Raw genomic sequence first — 17,076 nt, forward strand, 5'->3', positions numbered from 1 at the left:
CACTATCCCGTCCAGCAGTCCGAAAGGTAGAGCAGGTTTGCGAATAAGAGAATGGACTTGTTCAGAGTGCGGAGCTGAACACCCGCGTGATTCAAATGCAGCAAAGAACATTCTTGCGGCTGGGCATAGCCGTCTCGCTGGAGGAATCCCACTGCTTTAGCAGTGGGAGGATGTCAACATAAAACAACGTGGTGATTGTCAGCGAGCGCGCTAAAACACCGTTTATCCGGGTTAAAAGTTCAAGTTCTGAGTAGCGGTTTTGGCTATTTATTTCTTAAGAGTTCACTGCCGCACAGGCAGCTTAGAAATATTCACTTTTCCGGTAACGCTATGAATCTTTGTTCACTGCCGCACAGGCAGCTTAGAAAATACTGAGTTTTTATAACGGTGGTTATGTAGGTTTGAAACGGCCCACAAAAGACGACGCCAATCGCGACTGGTGAATTTAAAATAAACTACTATTCTAAAAAAGCTGTTATTTTTTTATGAGTTTAAAATACTCACGACTATAAAATTATGTAGTGAAGCTGTTCGATTGAACCACTTATATTCTTGAAAATATCCAGTTATGTTGCAACTGGAAAAGGCCATTGATATTACACATCATTGAGGCCACCGATTATCAACTGTCAACGTCAGTACAACAAATAAAATAGTGGGAATGAGTCAATTATGAAGTTTGCACGTTTGCCCATTCTGATGATGATTCTTTCATCTTCTTTTTTATATGCCCTGGAAATAGAAAAACTAACAACTTTATCGAAACAGTATTATGGCGCTAACCCTGAAGCCTACAGGAAAAGCATGGAACAGATGAAGATTCCTTCTATCCCGGGCAGCGACATTAATGATCCATTATTACGCATGGCCTTTTACCGGCATCAAAGCAATGAGTATCTGAAATCACTGGGAGAAAATGCTGAGTTGTGTATGACAACACTAAGAGGGCATTGTTACTGGGTGCTTTCAGTCACGGTACTGAATGATGGGCGGCTGGTTTCAGGTGGTTCTTGCGGGATCATAAAGGTCTGGAATCTAAATAAACCTGAAGGAAAACGATGTGAAGCGACGCTGACGCATGATGGGGGAGTGAACTGCCTCACAATTCTGCCTGACGGACGGCTGGTTTCAGGTTCTGATGACTTGACATTAAAGGTGTGGGATCTGAGTAAGCCTGTAATGGAGCAACGCGTGTCAACGCTAGGAGATCATAAAGGTTCTGTGGAGTCAGTCACGGTACTGAGTGATGGGCGGCTGGCTTCGGGTTCTGGCTCTGGTTTTGATTTTGACTTTGGTTTTGGTGAGGGCGCCATCAATGTGTGGGATCTGAGTCAACTTAAAGGGGATGAACGCACAATAACAGGGGACGAATTCCCGCAGAGCCATCAAGGTCCAGTGCATTCAGTCGAGCAACTGCATGATGGACGGCTGGTTTCGGCCTCTTTCGATAAGACCATAAAGGTGTGGAGTGTCAATAATGTCAATAATTTCGATATAGTCAGTGATAAACGACACTCCGTGGGTGAAGAGCAATTGGACAAGACACCGGCGGGGGAAAAGATGCCGCACTCAACCCCCAAATGTTCCATCCGTTACCAGGAGACACTGACGGGCCATAAGGGTTGTGTGACGTCCCTTTTGGTACTGCCAGATGGACGGCTGGTTTCAGGCTCTTATGACAAAACCATAAAGATATGGGATCTGAGTAAACCTCAAGGGCATCGATGTGTGGCGATATTAACGGGGCATAGCGGTGAAGTGCTGGCCCTCACATTACTGCCGGATGGGCGGCTGGTTTCGGGCTCTGCTGACAACACCATAAAGGTGTGGGATTTGAGCAAACCTGAAGGGGAGCGGTGTGTAGGAACACTGGTAGGCCACACATCTTCGGTGACGTCCGTCACGGCAATGTCTGATGGACGGCTGGTTTCAGGCTCTTGGGATCGGACTATAAAAGTGTGGAATCTCAGTGGTACCAAGGAGGGCGGTTGATATGAACATGAAACAATGCAGCCATTGCCAGCGAGCGCACTGAAGCACTGTTTATCTGGTTCAAAAGTTCAAGTTCTGAGCAGCGGTTTCGGTAGTTTATTGGTCAAGAACGAATAGCGCCGATTGATAGCCGATTGATAGCCTGTTGATAAAAAGTGCACTTTCACTTCGTACGGCCAGACCAGAAAAAGTGACCACAGGGCATTACCCTGTTTTTGACCCAAAAATTTACGCCATTTAAAAATATGTTTAAAATCAATGGGTTGCAATATAGCCTCAAAAAAGGGTATTTTTAGCTTTTCAGGCTGGGGTGGTTGGTGCAGCTCGTTTTCTTGCTGAAAATCTCTAGTTCACTGCCGCACAGGCAGCTTAGAAAAAAATCAAGAGATTCTTTGACGTTAAGAAGAGGTTCACTGCCGCACAGGCAGCTTAGAAATATTTGGAAACTCATCAGGAGCAGTTGCCCAAGTTCACTGCCGCACAGGCAGCTTAGAAAAGAAAGAGCTCAAACAAGAAAAAGCGGGTTAAGTTCACTGCCGCACAGGCAGCTTAGAAAAACGAATTCAAAACCAAACGGCTGGACATTTGGTTCACTGCCGCACAGGCAGCTTAGAAAATCCGTGTACTTTGTAACCAACACTTATATGCGTTCACTGCCGCACAGGCAGCTTAGAAAACTCAGTGAAAACCTGCACCCTGTGTCGTCAGGTTCACTGCCGCACAGGCAGCTTAGAAATTTCTTTAAAGTGTATAATAAAGCTTTAGAGTGTTCACTGCCGCACAGGCAGCTTAGAAATCTAGAAAACGCATCATTAGCTCCGTAGCGGGTTCACTGCCGCACAGGCAGCTTAGAAAACCTGCAAGCACAAGCGGGTTAATCAGCGCAAGTTCACTGCCGCACAGGCAGCTTAGAAATCACCCCTAGGGAGTGCGAACGTTTGCAGGGTGTTCACTGCCGCACAGGCAGCTTAGAAAAAGCTCAGCAAGAAAAGCAGTTAAATCAGAAAGTTCACTGCCGCACAGGCAGCTTAGAAAACAAAGATGATACGCTCTCTCAAGTGCAAGATGTTCACTGCCGCACAGGCAGCTTAGAAAACCCAATGATCATGGATGACCGGTCCATTATTTGTTCACTGCCGCACAGGCAGCTTAGAAAAGTGCTTGTTGTGTGCTTGTTGTTGCATCTTCGTTCACTGCCGCACAGGCAGCTTAGAAAAATTAGCAGCAAACACAGCAAAGAATGAATACGTTCACTGCCGCACAGGCAGCTTAGAAAGAAAGATAATATCTTGTTGCCTGAGACCAGGGTGTTCACTGCCGCACAGGCAGCTTAGAAACACTAAAAATGCCTCTATGCTCGGGGAGGAGAGTTCACTGCCGCACAGGCAGCTTAGAAAGGGAATATAGTGTTCATGCGGCCTGGCTGGAAGTTCACTGCCGCACAGGCAGCTTAGAAATCCAGGTGTTCCTGTGATAATGCCGTCGCAGCGTTCACTGCCGCACAGGCAGCTTAGAAACGCCATGGATGTGAAGTGTTGTAAGTTGTGAGGTTCACTGCCGCACAGGCAGCTTAGAAATGTGCAATTTATTGTTACTATGTCTCCACTAGGTTCACTGCCGCACAGGCAGCTTAGAAAACCGGGAGACAACGGCAAGCCTTTGCCTTTTTGTTCACTGCCGCACAGGCAGCTTAGAAACAGGTTAAAAGCGAGCAGGCTGTTTTGCACACTCACCCAAAAGGGGTGCTATAAAAATGCGCAAGCCCGACTGTCACAAGGAATAGAAGGAGTTTACAAAATTCAACTGCGGAATTTAGGATCAACTATTCGCACAAATCCATCGAAAAATCTGACTCGCTCTACTGAATTTCATGCGCGAAAGCTTAAGCCCGACAGGCTCCTAGCAACAATACAGGCCGGTCCGAATCCAGTTATGGGGTAAAGCTAACTACCACCTCTAACCTGCACGTTATTAAATTGTGCGGCCACAGCTTTTGCGCCCTCCATACCGCCTTCGTACTCAGGGTTTACCGCAAGTCTGAGGGATTGTGGATAGTGGGGCCAGAATCTTCCCATTATTGGTCGTGCTGTGTTTCCAGGCCATACTGCTCCGACAATGCTGGTATTGGGAATAGAATGCATAAAGTTCACTTCGTATATCCCTGCCAAAATGGGAAACTCCCGGACAAAGGGATGTTCAGGTCGGGGGTTAGGTATAGCAAAGCCTGAAAAGTTAACGGCATCAATAAGGTAAGCCAGTTCTGTAACTAACCAACATTTTGGATCAGAACGGTAGGTGCTGGCCACTTGGGCACAAACCGATGTCGAAATACCTTCAGAGTAGGTTATCCCTCCAATCGCACCGGCCATCCTTGGCAGCTGATCCATCGACGTTAAAGGAGCCTGCCTTTCAAACCCATTTTTTAACACAATTATGATGGGCCGTTAGTCCCCACGAAAAACGAAGCCTGAGAAATAACCACGGGAATGCTCATGGGAGGAAACAGGCGCTACCAGGCAAGAACTCTTTAATTTAGTGGTATCCTGGAAAGTTGCCGGGTTAGTTAATTCCAGAACGTTATCCAGGCCGTAGAGATTTTCCTATGGACTTTCATAAGGCGAAAAAACCGGGAGGATCTCTACCGGAGGAGTAAGTGGCATGGCAAGCCCATATTATTCTTGTCAGTAAAAGTCTGTTTTCTGTTACTTATTTGTCTGTTATGAGCAGTATAATCCACATTTGGAAGATTATCTTAAAACTTTATAATGGCATTTTCTGTTCAAGTCGTTCAGTCTGCCCAAGGCTGATCTTGATTCTCAATATATTCCTTAATCACTTCTACTAAAGCAAACAGAAAAACTCAGGCAACAATCAAGTGTATAGCTTGTGGTTATTCTGAGCATGCTGACACTCAAGCTCCTAGCGTTGGGACACAGCATGTTAGCCTGTGGAGAGGGTTCGGTAGAGCTTTTGAAGACGCGAAATAATAAGACAGTAGACGTTTGATGGGAATCCTCCAGCAACCTGGCTGGAGGAATAGGGAAAACCTAAAACTGCCCCTCTGATAACCCATACAGCGTTTCAGAACCGGCCTCTACTGCTTCTGCCAGAGCATACATCCGAGGCAGTAGTCGCTGAAAATAAAAGCGGGCAGTGGTGAGTTTAGCTTCGTAGAAAGATTGGTCTTGGTGCCCTTGTTGTAACTTTCGTTTGGCCTCATCGGCCATCAACAGCCACATCCAGCCATAGGCAACATAAGAAAATGCATGGAGGTATTCCACGCAGGCTGAGCTGATAGCATTGGGGTCATTTTTGCTCTGGGTAAGAACGCCCCGTGTCAGGGCTTCAAGCCGATCAAGGGCTTTTTCCAGCGTCACAGCCAGGTCATTGTGTTGACAAGCGGTCAGGCTTTGGCGAACCTCAGCGACAAATCGCTCAACATTGGCGCCGCCATTTTTAACCACCTTTCTACCAAGTAAGTCCAGTGCCTGAATACCATTGGTACCTTCATAGATCTGGGTAATGCGCACATCACGAACGAGTTGCTCTTGCCCCCATTCGCGGATATAACCATGACCGCCAAAGATCTGTTGGCCTGTCAGACAGGTTTCAAGCCCCGCATCAGTGAAAAAGGCTTTGGTAACGGGGGTGAGTAAGGCGACTAATGCGTCAGCCTGGGCTTTTTCTTCGGATTCATTACTGTATTTGGCAATATCCAGTTGCATGGCTACGTACGTTGAAAATGCACGACCACCTTCGTTTAGAGCCTTCATGGTCATCAGCATGCGACGGACATCCCCGTGGACTAAAAGAGGGTCAGCCGGTTTGTCTTTGCTGGTGATACCTGTGGCTGCCCGCCCCTGCAAGCGGTCTTTGGCATAGGCGAGCGCGCTCTGGTATGACATTTCACCACAGCCTAATCCCTGTATGCCCACAAACAGGCGCTCGTAGTTCATCATGGTAAACATGGCTGCCAGACCTTTGTTGGCTTCACCAACCAGATAACCTTTTGCGCCATCATAGTTCATCACGCAAGTGGCAGAAGCCTTGATACCCATTTTGTGTTCAAGGGAGCCACAGCTTACTTTATTGGCCTCACCTAAAGTACCATCGCTGTTCGGGTTGATTTTAGGCACCAGAAAAAGCGAGATGCCTTTGGTACCCGCAGGGGCATCAGGCAACTTGGCAAGCACCAGATGAATGATATTCTCTGTCAGGTCATGTTCCCCGGCGGTAATAAATATTTTTGTGCCGGTAATCTGATAACTGCCATCATCACAGGGCACTGCCTTGGTCTTGATCATGCCTAAATCGGTGCCGGCATGGGGTTCTGTCAGGCACATGGAACCTGACCACTGCCCACTGTACATTTTTGGCAGGTAGAACGCTTTTAATTCGTCAGAGCCATGGGCATTGAGGGCCAGTGTCGCACCGGAGGTCAGGCTGGGGTAAAGAATAAACGCCAGACTGGCGCTGCTCATCATTTCATCGAACTGCGCGCCGAGCACTTTTGGCATGCCCATCCCCCCATACTGCGGGTTGCCAGCTAAACCTACCCAGCCGCCCTCTGCACATTGTTGATAGGCTTCACGGTAACCCGCCGGAGTTGTCACTACCCCTTCGTTCCATTGACAACTCTCCTCATCGCCCGGGCGGTTAATGGGCGCGACAACCTGTGAGGCAAGCTTGGCGCTTTCTTCGAGAATGGCATCGGCAATATCTCTGTCTACGGTATCCTGAAGGGCAGGCCATTGCTGCCACCTCTTTGATGCGTTGAACACCTCGTGCATTACAAAACGCATATCACGCAAGGGGGCGTTATAGGTGGTCATGGACGTTACTCCTGAGATCTTGCCGCTGTGTTATTTATTCTAAAAACCTATACAGGACAGTTTACAACAGACATCACAACCTTCAAAAGAACGTTTTAAACTAACGTTTTAACTATTCCAAATGGCGGTCTAAAAGCGGTAGAAAAAACCCGCGGTGAGAACCACTCCTGCCCAGGAAAACTCTACCCCCAGGCCTTTATAGTCAATATCAGCAACCACCTGAAAGAGAGGAAACAAGTGTGTATCATACAGATTCATGTGGTTTTTATACCCGTTCAGCAGGCCAGCACGGTAACCCACTTCAACATCAAGGGGGCCGTAGTTATTTTGAAACCACTGGCGCTGGACACCTAATGACCAGGACCGGTCGCTAAAGGTATTGTAAAACGTACCGGCATAATAACCGTGGTAGGAGATGGCAATGAGCTGGTTGTTCCAATCCTGGTCATCTCTGGGTTGGAGATGGTAGCTCCACATGCCAAGGTAAAGATGATTACGAAAAGGCCGGCCCCAGAATCTGGTCTTCCAGCTTGATGCGTTCATCTCGTTTGATGCCGGGTCGGAAGTAGAGTGACTTTGAAGGGAATCAGGGTTGTCATCGGCCCTTGCGACAATAGAAGTAAGTGGCGGATTAACGGTTTTCCCATAATTCCCATAATGGGTATCACCTGCCAATAGTGGTAATGACAACAAAATTGAAAGGCTAGTGACCAATGCCAGGCAGGCAGATTTTAATATAGTCATTCCTGAGTGCTCTTTTCGGGGTTTATTATAAACCCTTAAAGATTAGTTCAGATTTTTTATGACACTGTGTTTTACCCCATTGTGATGAGCATTGTAGATTGCGCGTCAAAACAAGGTGAAACAATGAGTCAACCAAAACGCATTTCAGACGGCCTCCGGGACGGAAAGCGCGTCGGGCGCTTTTTTTCCTCAAACCGAAGTGAGTGATGTCGGGTTTCAAGCGCTTTGGGTTTACTGGCAAGACGCTATTGCAAGACGTTTGAACGCAAAGTTGGCGTTCAAATTTTCCTTGCAACAGCGCGAGCGCGGTCAGAAAAGACAGCTTTTATCAGACGTTGTTCGTGAACAGCTTCTTAAACATCCCCAAAATCAGCTTCATTCATGCTTAGCAGGGTATCAGCCCCTGACTCTACGCAGGTTTTGTGAGCATATGCCCTTGGCAGCAAGCGCTCATAGAAAAATTTCGCCGTTTGAATCTTGGCTTTATAGAAACCGGCTTCCGAGGTGCCTTCGGCCAGTTTTTCATGGGCAACACGCGCCATATCAGCCCAAAAGTAGGCAAGGGCGGCATAGCCAGAGAACATCAGGTAATCCACCGAAGCGGCGCCCACTTCCTCCCGGTTCTTCATCGCTTTCATGCCAATGCCCATGGTAATTTCACCCCACTCTTTATTGATCGCCTTCAAAGGTTCAATAAATTCCTGAAGTTGTTCATTTTCAGCATGGGCCTGACAGAATTTATGAATAATCTTGGTGAAGCATCTCAATGATTCTCCCTGACTCATCAGGACTTTGCGCCCCAGTAGATCCAGTGCCTGAATGCCGGTGGTTCCTTCATAAATCATGGAAATTCGGCTATCTCTGACATTTTGTTCCATGCCCCACTCGGCAATATAGCCATGACCACCAAGGCACTGTAAACCAAGATTGGCACATTCAAAGCCAGTTTCGGTAAAGAAGGCTTTGACAATCGGGGTTAAGAACCCTAGTTGCAATTCTGCTTGCTTGCGGGTTTCTTCGTCATTGCTTTCATGGGTTAAATCGGCAAGTTTAGCGGCAAAGTAGGCCATGGCACGATTGCCTTCGGTGAAAGCCTTGATGGTGAGTAACATTCGCCGAATATCGGGATGTACCATCAAAGAATCAGCAGGTGCGTCGGGGTTTTTGGGGCCATTGAGCGAACGACCCTGCACCCTCTCACGGGCGTATCGCAGCGCGCCCTGAAAGGCTGTTTCTCCATGGGCAATACCTTGTAAACCCGTACCAATTCGTGCGGTATTCATAAAGGTGAACATGCAGTTCAGTCCTTTATTAGCAGTGCCAACCAGAAAACCTTTGGCATTATCGAAATTCATCACACAAGTGGAATTTCCGTGAATGCCCATTTTGTGCTCAAGGGAACCACAGGTTACACCGTTGTTCTCTGCGCTGACACCCTCACCTTCTGGCAACTGGCGGGGCACAATAAACAGTGAGATACCTTTGACACCTTCGGGCGCATCGGGCAGACGAGCGAGTACAATATGCACAATATTTTCGCTCATATCGTGTTCGCCAGAGGAAATGAAAATTTTGGTGCCATTGATTGTGTAGGAACCATCGTCCTGTGGTTCGGCCTTTGTCCGCAGCATGCCAAGGTCAGTGCCACAGTGTGCTTCAGTGAGACACATAGTGCCAGTCCATTCACCGGAAATCAGCTTGGTAAGGTACGTTTGCTTTTGCTCATCAGTACCATGGGCTTCCAGGGTATTCATGGCACCGTGGCTCAGACCGGGATACATGGCCCAGGACCAGTTAGCCTGCCCCATCATTTCACGCAGCACGACCCCCAGAGAAATGGGCAGTCCTTGACCGCCATACTCCGTAGTGTTTTCCAAAGAAGCCCAGCCTCCTTCCACAAACTGTTTATAAGCTTCTTTAAAACCATCGGGAGTTTTGACACTGCCGTCATCATTTCGAGTACAGCCCTGCTCGTCACCAATGCGATTGAGAGGGGATAGCATTTGTTCACAGAATTTGGCACCTTCTTCCATGATGGCGTCTACCATGTCCGGGGTAGCATCTTGTCCATTGGGGAGATTGGCATAGTGTTCTGCATAATTGAGCAGCTCATTGCGAACAAAGCGAAGGTCACGAAGTGGGGCTTTATATTCAGGCATGACACTACCTCCAAGGGTGTTTTGTCATTGTTATATCATTATAGCAGTGAGTCAAACGTATGTTTGAAACCTACGTTTTAAATTACGCTTTGTCAACTTTTGTTATTATCTGTGTAGTTTGTAGCGTGTAGCGCGTCGATGGGTTTGGGATTTTTGGTCGATGGGTTTGGGAATGACACCTGTCGTGCAATAGACCTGTTCACCCCTGCTTTGCGAGTGTTTTTTGAGCAAAACGCCGGATTTATACGGCGACTGTCTGTACCAGACCCATTGACGCGCCCCTTTCTCAGGTTCCAGGTATTCCCAAACCGTCCTGCGTAAAATGCACCATTTGGGTACATTTTGAGGGTTCGCCGACTTTTCAGCGAAGCGTTAAACACCCGTTAACGTCCTGTTAAACCGCGCAGTGTGCCTTCATTTAGTTGGACTCTCTACACTCAGGCGGGTGATATAGCCCTGGCTGCCCAGCTCATGTTCGGCGCGGGTGATGATCCAGTCACCGTCAATAGTAGGTTTTATACCGCTGATCTGGAGGAGGGTTTCGGCCATCAGGTCGGCCCTGCCAGGGACGGTCAGACTGCCGGTGGCCTGGCCTCTTCTGAGCGCTTGCAGTTTAGCAGTGGCGGCGCTTTCAGCGGCGCTGGCGTCGGGGTGTAGCCCTTTGAGGGTAAACACAGGCTTGGTGTCGGTTTCACCCACTTTGACGGGGGTGCTCTGGCCGGTTTCGCTGTTGTGCCAGTGGGCAATGACGGCGGCGTATTTGCCACGGTCCGCCAGGCTGAACTGGTAGCGGGTCAGCTCCGATCGGTGCAGGGGGATCTCGGGCATAGGTTTACTGCTGGCAGTCCGGGCTTCCCCGCGCGTTACGAACAACAAACGGTTCTCTGCAGGTTTGCTGATAGCGCCCATATCTTTGGACAGGCGCGTTAAAAAATGCAGGTCAGACTCATCCACCTGGTCGATATGGATCAGCACTTTAGCGGCCAGTGCCTCACTGATCACCGGTGACAGGCCATGCTCACTGGCGATGGTGCTCACCAGGTCCCCAAGAGTGACGCCTTCCCAGGCACGGGTCTTCTGCTCTTTTAAGCTATTGCGGAAGTTAGCCGCCCGGGCGCGGATAATCAGGGTCTCTGGCGGCCCTTCCACGCTCACCTCGTCCACGGTAAACGTCCCCATCCTTACAGTCCCTTCCTTTATATAGCCAAGACTCACCAGCAGCTCAGCCCCGTGGCGGGGTAATGCCATGGCGCTTTTTGGATCATCCAGCCGGATCTCCAGACTATCCGACTGCCAGCCGGCCTCATCGGTAATCCGCAGGCTGATCAGATGGCGCTTGATGGTGTCAGTAATATTTTGCGTATCCGCCTGGACAGTAAAATCCGGTGTCATCAATCCCAAAGCCTCACGGGGGTCGGTTCATGGGGCTGGGTCAGGGTGGGCAGGTCGATGATCAGATTGGCCGGGAGCACCGGGGGCTGCTCTGCCAGTTGAGGGTTCGACGCCAGCACCTCAGGGACGGCATCAGCCCGGCCATAATGGGCCAGGCAGATACGGTCCAGCATATCATTCTCGCGGGTACGGTATTTCATCGTTGCTTCTTCTATGCTTTTTAGACTTCTCTTAAACAAAGGTGCCCTGAATAGGGGTGATAATGCCCAGCGTTGGCAGGCCAGCCAGTTTGTCGTCCCCATCTTCCTGCAAGGTCAGCCGGAAGGTAATCCGCCGTGGCGTCCCATCGGGGCCCAGATCACTCCAGGTGTCCTCAATCGTCAGAATGCACCACTTGCCCCACACGGTGCCAGCGCTGTCTGACAGGATCTGCGCCTCACCTTTGCCAGCCTCGGTCCGCATGGCATCTACCTGGCGCAGGCCACCCTTAAAATGCGGCAGTATTTCCCCTTCCAGGGTAATGCGGTCATTACCCGGTCCCAGGTACTGGTTCACTGCCTTCTGTCCGATACGCTGTTGTGCCTGCCAGCGGTACTGGCTGGTTCGTTGCAGCCGTTGGTGGGCAGCGGTGTTAATGCTGAACCGGTAAGCCCCCAGGGCCAGCATAATCGCTTTACTCATCGACGTTATTCCTGATCATACTGGGCACCGCTTCGGGCATGGGCATCCTTTTCACGCAGCCTGGCCATGACCCGCTCGGCCAGTGCTTCGGCATCTTCGCCCGGTTGTTGATGAATCTGGAGGGTATACTGCTGGCTTACAGGTTCAGGTGTGCTGGTTGCAGGCGTAGCCGCCACGGGTGTTGCCGCCGCTGCCGTCACTGCTGCGGCCACAGCCGCTTTTTTGCTGGCTGTGCTTTTGCTGCTCTCATCGTCATCACTGAACAGGTTGGTGACCGTGCTCACTGCATTGCCAACCCAGGCGATCTTGCCACTGATCCACTCCAGCATCGGCCCCCAGGCTTTCATCACCAAACCCAGCGGGGAGAACGAAAACACCTTTTTAATGACGTTCCAACCACCCGTAAACAGCTCTTTAACGCCTGCCCACAAGCCACTGAACCACGAACCAATTTTCTCCCAGTTGGCAATGATCAGCCCTGCGGCCAGAGCAATGCTGCCAATCAGTAAACCCATGGGGTTGGTCATCAGTGCGATGGTCAGCGCTTTCAACCCACCCAGCATCACTGGCACCGCTTTACCCACAAAACTGAAGCACGAGACAGTCAGGGCTTTTATTGCACCGGCGCCAAACAGCCCTTTAATACCCAGTGCCTGCAAACCATAGCGGACAATCACCGTGGCACCCAGGGTACTGGCCAGCACCATCATCAAGCCCGAGAAGGCAAAGGCCAGCCCGGCAATGGCGGCAATACCAAAGCCCACCCACCTGGATAAGGTGGGCCACTCGTGGATAAAGCTGCGCATTCTGCGGGTTAGCCCGGTAATAATATCGGTAGCAGCTCTAACTGCCGGTAGCAGTAAGTCCCCAAAACTGATTTGCATCCCTTCGATGGCAGAGTTCATCGCCCTGAAGCCACCGGCAGCATTGTTATCCATTTGCTGTGCCACACGGGTTGCCTCGGTGCCAGCTTCTTTCAAGATGGCCGTAAACCTGGTGATTCCCCTGGCCCCTTCCTGACCAATAAGCTCAGAGACACCCGCTGCTGCTTCAGCATCAAACAGGGTTTTAAGAACGGACAGCCGCTCACCACTGCCCATACTGGCGGTGGCTTCGGCAAGCTCACCCAGCAGGGTGGGTACTGAGCGCAGGTTCCCTTCCAGATCATGCACCTCAATCCCCAGTGTTTGCAGGGTATCTGCTGCCGCACCTGTGGGTGCCGCCAGCCCTTGCAGCATGGCCCGTAAGGTGGTGCCAGCCATACTGGATTTAATGCCCACATTACCCAACAGCCCGGCCATGGCGGCAGTTTCTTCCAGGCTCATCCCAGCCGTGCGTGCCACCGGGCCCACATACTTCATGGACTCACCCAGCATCTCCAGTTTGGTATTGGCGCGGGTAAAGGTAGCGGTCAGGGTGTCTGCTACCCGCTCCATCTCCGTGGCTTCCAGACCAAAGGCACTTAAAATATCCGAGGCAATATCGCTGGCCCTGCCCAGATCCGCTGCCCCCGCCGTGGCCATGTTCATAACACCCGGCAGGCTAGCGGTAATCTGCCCGGCGCTAAACCCAGCCATGGCCAGGTATTTCATACCGGCGGCGGCTTCACTGGCAGAGTAGCGGGTCGTCGCTCCCAGCTCTTTGGCTTTATTGGTCAGCTGGGTTATTTGCTCAGCACTGGCCCGGGCAACAGCCCCCACCCCACTCATGGCTTCTTCAAACTGCACAGCGGTTTGTACCGGTGCTCTCAGCATCCCCGCAGCCGTTCTGCCCACCTGCCCCGCCGCATGGCCCACAAACATCATATTGGCGGCTGTGGCCATACGGGTGGCAATACGCTGGCGAGCCACCTGCATCTTTTCCAGTCGGGTATTCTGGCTCTCCAGTGCCTGGCTGGTCTGTCGGGTTTCTTGTTTGAGTCGCCGTTGTGCTTCGCCCAGGTTGCGGGTGGAGACACTGGCCTGATTCAGTCGGCTGCGTAGCTGTTGCAGTTGGTGTTGCTGGCTGGTGTGCTGGCGTTGCAGGGTCTGAACACTGCGCCGGGCCTGATCAAAGGCCTGCTGCATTTTCCGGGTGGGTGTTGTGCTCTGGTGCAGCTGCTGGCCCAGGCGAGTGGCTTTGGTGCGGGCCTCAGACAGGGACTTTGCCGTGTTTTGGGTGCTCTGGCGCAGCTGGCGAAAGTGCTTGATATCACTGTCCATGCGGCCCAGCTTGTTGAGCACCGTTTGTTGCTGCTTTACGCTGTCCGTCAGCCGGTCCGTGGACTGCATCACCTTACGCACGGGTTGCGTCATGCGATCCACAGCGCTGATAATCACGGACAGGTTCAGGTCTTTCATGGGTTCAATGGTCTATACTGTTGTTTTACACGGAGGTTTTTATGGGACTACTTTACGCATTCGCGGCTATCGCTCTCCAGGCGGTCTTTTGGGGCTTTATTGCCTGGGTCGGTTATATAGAGGGAGCCGTCATGGCCATTGGCGTGGCCGCACCTTTTGTGGTGATTTACACCCTGGTGTCACGTCAGCTGGCGGTTGAAGACCAGCTGCCTGATCGCGCGTACGATCCCACGCTCAATGCCTTCCAGCAGCCCCTTGCTCACGGTTGTTATTCAAAACCCTCAGAATCCCCTCTGCGCCGCAAACTCCCCGGCTAAGCGCCTGGCTTCGCCATCCCACTCCAGCAGCTCGTCCACGGTCATTCCCATTAATACCGGCAGGTGCTGGTGCAAGATGGCGGCTACCCGCGCGACGACGTGCCGGAGGTCTTCCCAGCGGACTGCATAAACCCCTCGACTTTTTTACTGCACCGTTCAAAGTCTGCGGTGTCCATGTCTTCAACCGAAGTCGGTGGAATCTCACACAATGCCGCCAGCAGTTGAATGCTCTTTTCCACATCCCCACTGAAGCTGTCCATCAGCTTCAGGTCCCGCACCTTGGGGCGGCGCAGGTACAGGGTATCGGTTTCGGTGCCATCCACTTCAATGGGAAATGCCAGGGTGATTTTCTCTGCGCCTTTAACCATGGGTTAACCGTCCTTTAATCAATGAATGCCGTTAGCCAATCAACGACGCGCGGAAGTTGGCCAGCTGGTCTTTCCCGTTGACAATCAGCTTATAGTTCATCAGGTCCGCCTCAATCAGCACTGCGCCCTGATACTCATAACGGTAGTAGTGCAAACTCAGGGTGGCCTTGAGCGGGCTGTCTTCGCCGGGCTTCCAGGTGCCCCAGTCCAGCTCCTTGATCAGCCCGCGCTGAACCACGACCACCGTGCCCTCACTGCCATCTTCTGAATGGGTATGGCCGCGAAACGTCAGCGGGATAATGCTATTAAGCGTGACCCCAAAACCCTTGATTAATTCAGGGTTCACCCCCGCCAGGGTGACGGTGCTTTCGAGTTTTTCCAGCTCACCGGTGGGAATATCCACGGGAGCCCCGAGACCTCCGGCACTGTATTCACGCAGCTTCGGGGTCAGCTTGGGCAGTACCAGCTCCACCACTTCCCCGATATAACTGCGACCGTCCACATAGGCATTGAGGCCTGTCACAATGTCCTTAATCATCAGGCGATCTCCTCCAGGTAATCGTTCACCAGGTGGGAACGGAAGATCACCCGTTCCGCCGGGAACGGTGGGGTGAACTCAAAGTTAAACCAGGCCTGCCCCAGCTGAATACTGGCCGGGCTGTTAAGGTCGGGATCGGCATAACAATGGCCGCCAATGAGGGCACCTTGTGCCTCCAGGGAGCGCATAAAGGCATTCACCCCTTCGGTGACAGCTTCCAGGTACGCACTGCCGTTGTTCTTATCCACGGCCCACAGGTGCGCCGCCAGAATAGAGTCGTTGATAATATCCGCCGTGCGGCGCACACTCAGGTACATCCACTTGGTGTCGGAGGTGTTGCAGTTACGGTTACCCCACAAGCGGAAGCCATCGTGGCGGATAATGGTGGTCACGTGCTTCCCGTTGAGCAGGTTCGCCCGGGCCGACTTATCGCCCAGAACAAAATCAATGGGTCGTCCAAGACCAATAATGCCGTAGATAGCTTTGTTGGAGGGGGAATGCCAGAAGCCCAGTTCGTTATCCGTGCGGGCGATTAAACCGCAGACATGGGCAGAGGCAGGCTCAACCTTTTCGGCTGCTGCGACGGTATCAAACACTTTTACCCAGGGGTCAACCAGATAACAGCGCGAGCCATGGCTGTCCACCCTGGCAATGGCAGCAGCATCTGTGCTGTTAGGGCCGTCGAGAATAGCCATACCCCGCAGACGATTGGCCACCACTTCCATCTCAGCAGCCACGGCGTCCTGGTGGCTAAACCCTGGCGCGCATAACAGGCGGGGGGTAAAACCCAACTCACTCTGGGCTTCCAGAAACACCTTGAGACCAGAGTGCTCACCGTTGCCGTCAGTGCCACCGACCACATTGGCCTGGGTAGCGGCATCGTCAGCCCCTTCCTGGACCCGTACCACAACCACTACGGCACCGGTCTGGTCAAAGATGCCATCCATGGCACTGGGCAGTGTGCCAAGGCCATTGCCGGTGGTATCAAGCTTGCCGGCCATTTGCCGACTGCCGCTGATCAGGGTGGCAGTGTTATAGGGAAAGGTATTTGCATCGGCATCCGGTGCGGTTCCAATCAGGCCAATGACCGACGAGCGGGCCACCTGAATGGGACGGGGGCCTGCATCAATTTCCAGCACCTCCACGCCATGGAGAAAGTCCGTGGCCATAGTCCCTCCGGGGAATCTGAGTGAGTAATAAGGAGTACAGTAAAATCCTTTAACAGGCTTTTAGTGTGACCGATTCACGCCGGGGTGGTACTTGATGTATTTCAGGGATTGCTCTTTATAAAAGAGGGGGTGTATAAAGCGGGGTTAACGGGGCGTTAAGGCCAGTGTAAACCCTTGGGGGCAGCCCTGGCTACCCGTTCTGTCCTTGCTGGGCGTTCTGGTAGCGCCTATCACCTTCGTCAACTTCGATAGACTTTTCACAGTGGTCCGGGTCTACCACGTCTAACAGCTTGCACAGCACGCAGCCCCAGCGTTTGCCCTGGCGGTTAGCCTTGGCGGCGCGGCTGCTGATGGTTTCGTCAGGATGCCCGGCCAGTAACGTATTGACTAGCTGATCAATGGCAATCAGCAGATTCCAGACATACCGTGTTATGGCTTTTCTCACGCGCTGGCCTCCGGGTTGATGCTGTTGAGTTGATCAATAAAAGGTTGGGCGATGGTCATATAGTCCGCCTCTTCCCCCGCGTTCTCTGTCGCCTGTTTTC

16 protein-coding genes and 1 CRISPR repeat array are annotated in these 17,076 nt (G+C 51.7%); of the genes, 3 read left to right on the forward strand and 13 right to left on the reverse strand.

What is annotated here, in order from left to right:
* The first annotated feature begins 37 nt into the window (after positions 1-37).
* Together V4C51_RS14065 and V4C51_RS14070 are read left to right on the forward strand one after the other, a co-directional pair.
* Positions 38-160, forward strand: a complete 123-nt coding sequence (locus V4C51_RS14065; protein ID WP_330926828.1) for a zinc ribbon domain-containing protein — start codon at positions 38-40, stop codon at positions 158-160.
* 512 nt (positions 161-672) lie between these two features.
* Positions 673-1,992: a WD40 repeat domain-containing protein gene (locus tag V4C51_RS14070; protein WP_330926814.1), complete on the forward strand. Its 1,320-nt coding sequence runs from the start codon at positions 673-675 to the stop codon at positions 1,990-1,992.
* Positions 1,993-2,340: 348 nt separating this feature from the next.
* Positions 2,341-3,689: direct repeats of the CRISPR family, unit length 28 nt; unit sequence GTTCACTGCCGCACAGGCAGCTTAGAAA.
* Positions 3,690-3,935: 246 nt separating this feature from the next.
* Here V4C51_RS14070 and V4C51_RS14075 read toward each other — a convergent pair.
* The 9 genes from V4C51_RS14075 to V4C51_RS14115 form a co-directional block, all read right to left on the reverse strand.
* Entirely contained in the window at positions 3,936-4,361 is a 426-nt protein-coding gene (locus tag V4C51_RS14075; protein WP_330926815.1) for a hypothetical protein, read from the reverse strand.
* A gap of 678 nt (positions 4,362-5,039) precedes the next feature.
* Positions 5,040-6,824, reverse strand: coding sequence for an acyl-CoA dehydrogenase C-terminal domain-containing protein (locus V4C51_RS14080; protein ID WP_330926816.1), 1,785 nt, complete (start codon positions 6,822-6,824; stop codon positions 5,040-5,042).
* Between the two features lie 129 nt (positions 6,825-6,953).
* Positions 6,954-7,568, reverse strand: a complete 615-nt coding sequence (locus tag V4C51_RS14085; protein WP_330926817.1) for a hypothetical protein — start codon at positions 7,566-7,568, stop codon at positions 6,954-6,956.
* A 353-nt stretch (positions 7,569-7,921) separates the two neighbouring features.
* A complete protein-coding gene (locus V4C51_RS14090; protein WP_330926818.1) occupies positions 7,922-9,727 on the reverse strand; it encodes an acyl-CoA dehydrogenase C-terminal domain-containing protein in 1,806 nt (601 codons plus the stop codon).
* 92 nt (positions 9,728-9,819) lie between these two features.
* Positions 9,820-10,107 (reverse strand): hypothetical protein, encoded by a 288-nt coding sequence (locus tag V4C51_RS14095; RefSeq protein WP_330926819.1) that lies wholly within the window; start codon positions 10,105-10,107, stop codon positions 9,820-9,822.
* A gap of 34 nt (positions 10,108-10,141) precedes the next feature.
* Positions 10,142-11,119, reverse strand: a complete 978-nt coding sequence (locus V4C51_RS14100) for a contractile injection system protein, VgrG/Pvc8 family (protein ID WP_330926829.1) — start codon at positions 11,117-11,119, stop codon at positions 10,142-10,144.
* Positions 11,119-11,358 (reverse strand): tail protein X, encoded by a 240-nt coding sequence (locus V4C51_RS14105; RefSeq protein ID WP_330926820.1) that lies wholly within the window; start codon positions 11,356-11,358, stop codon positions 11,119-11,121. Before V4C51_RS14105 ends, V4C51_RS14100 begins: the two co-directional genes overlap by 1 nt.
* A complete protein-coding gene (locus V4C51_RS14110; protein WP_330926821.1) occupies positions 11,351-11,800 on the reverse strand; it encodes a phage tail protein in 450 nt (149 codons plus the stop codon). Before V4C51_RS14110 ends, V4C51_RS14105 begins: the two co-directional genes overlap by 8 nt.
* A 5-nt stretch (positions 11,801-11,805) precedes the next feature.
* Complete coding sequence (locus V4C51_RS14115) at positions 11,806-14,139, reverse strand: phage tail tape measure protein (RefSeq protein WP_330926822.1); 2,334 nt, start codon at positions 14,137-14,139, stop codon at positions 11,806-11,808.
* Positions 14,140-14,180: 41 nt separating this feature from the next.
* Here V4C51_RS14115 and V4C51_RS14120 point away from each other — a divergent pair, with 41 nt between their 5' ends.
* On the forward strand, positions 14,181-14,456 hold the full coding sequence (locus V4C51_RS14120; protein WP_330926823.1) for a hypothetical protein: 276 nt from the start codon (positions 14,181-14,183) through the stop codon (positions 14,454-14,456).
* An 83-nt stretch (positions 14,457-14,539) separates the two neighbouring features.
* Here V4C51_RS14120 and V4C51_RS14125 read toward each other — a convergent pair whose 3' ends face one another.
* The 4 genes from V4C51_RS14125 to V4C51_RS14140 all read right to left on the reverse strand — a co-directional run bounded on the left by V4C51_RS14125 (position 14,540) and on the right by V4C51_RS14140 (position 16,976).
* Positions 14,540-14,824, reverse strand: coding sequence for a phage tail assembly protein (locus V4C51_RS14125; protein ID WP_330926824.1), 285 nt, complete (start codon positions 14,822-14,824; stop codon positions 14,540-14,542).
* 31 nt (positions 14,825-14,855) lie between these two features.
* On the reverse strand, positions 14,856-15,362 hold the full coding sequence (locus V4C51_RS14130) for a phage major tail tube protein (protein ID WP_330926825.1): 507 nt from the start codon (positions 15,360-15,362) through the stop codon (positions 14,856-14,858).
* A complete protein-coding gene (locus V4C51_RS14135) occupies positions 15,362-16,531 on the reverse strand; it encodes a phage tail sheath subtilisin-like domain-containing protein (RefSeq protein ID WP_330926826.1) in 1,170 nt (389 codons plus the stop codon). The genes V4C51_RS14130 and V4C51_RS14135 overlap by 1 nt, the downstream gene beginning before the upstream one ends.
* 190 nt (positions 16,532-16,721) lie before the next feature.
* Positions 16,722-16,976: a hypothetical protein gene (locus tag V4C51_RS14140; RefSeq protein ID WP_330926827.1), complete on the reverse strand. Its 255-nt coding sequence runs from the start codon at positions 16,974-16,976 to the stop codon at positions 16,722-16,724.
* Between the last annotated feature and the right edge of the window lie 100 nt (positions 16,977-17,076).

Origin of the sequence: Candidatus Sororendozoicomonas aggregata (assembly GCF_031528575.1) — a bacterium.
In the GTDB taxonomy this organism is placed as follows: domain Bacteria; phylum Pseudomonadota; class Gammaproteobacteria; order Pseudomonadales; family Endozoicomonadaceae; genus Endonucleibacter; species Endonucleibacter aggregata.

Excerpts from the sequence above, each read along its gene's own strand:
- V4C51_RS14070 (WP_330926814.1), top strand. The coding sequence starts at position 673 with ATGAAGTTTGCACGTTTGCCCATTCTGATGATGATTCTTTCATCTTCT.
- V4C51_RS14075 (WP_330926815.1), bottom strand. The coding sequence starts at position 4,361 with ATGGCCGGTGCGATTGGAGGGATAACCTACTCTGAAGGTATTTCGACA.
- V4C51_RS14080 (WP_330926816.1), bottom strand. The coding sequence starts at position 6,824 with ATGACCACCTATAACGCCCCCTTGCGTGATATGCGTTTTGTAATGCAC.
- V4C51_RS14085 (WP_330926817.1), bottom strand. The coding sequence starts at position 7,568 with ATGACTATATTAAAATCTGCCTGCCTGGCATTGGTCACTAGCCTTTCA.
- V4C51_RS14090 (WP_330926818.1), bottom strand. The coding sequence starts at position 9,727 with ATGCCTGAATATAAAGCCCCACTTCGTGACCTTCGCTTTGTTCGCAAT.
- V4C51_RS14100 (WP_330926829.1), bottom strand. The coding sequence starts at position 11,119 with ATGACACCGGATTTTACTGTCCAGGCGGATACGCAAAATATTACTGAC.
- V4C51_RS14110 (WP_330926821.1), bottom strand. The coding sequence starts at position 11,800 with ATGAGTAAAGCGATTATGCTGGCCCTGGGGGCTTACCGGTTCAGCATT.
- V4C51_RS14115 (WP_330926822.1), bottom strand. The coding sequence starts at position 14,139 with ATGAAAGACCTGAACCTGTCCGTGATTATCAGCGCTGTGGATCGCATG.
- V4C51_RS14120 (WP_330926823.1), top strand. The coding sequence starts at position 14,181 with ATGGGACTACTTTACGCATTCGCGGCTATCGCTCTCCAGGCGGTCTTT.
- V4C51_RS14125 (WP_330926824.1), bottom strand. The coding sequence starts at position 14,824 with ATGGTTAAAGGCGCAGAGAAAATCACCCTGGCATTTCCCATTGAAGTG.
- V4C51_RS14130 (WP_330926825.1), bottom strand. The coding sequence starts at position 15,362 with ATGATTAAGGACATTGTGACAGGCCTCAATGCCTATGTGGACGGTCGC.
- V4C51_RS14135 (WP_330926826.1), bottom strand. The coding sequence starts at position 16,531 with ATGGCCACGGACTTTCTCCATGGCGTGGAGGTGCTGGAAATTGATGCA.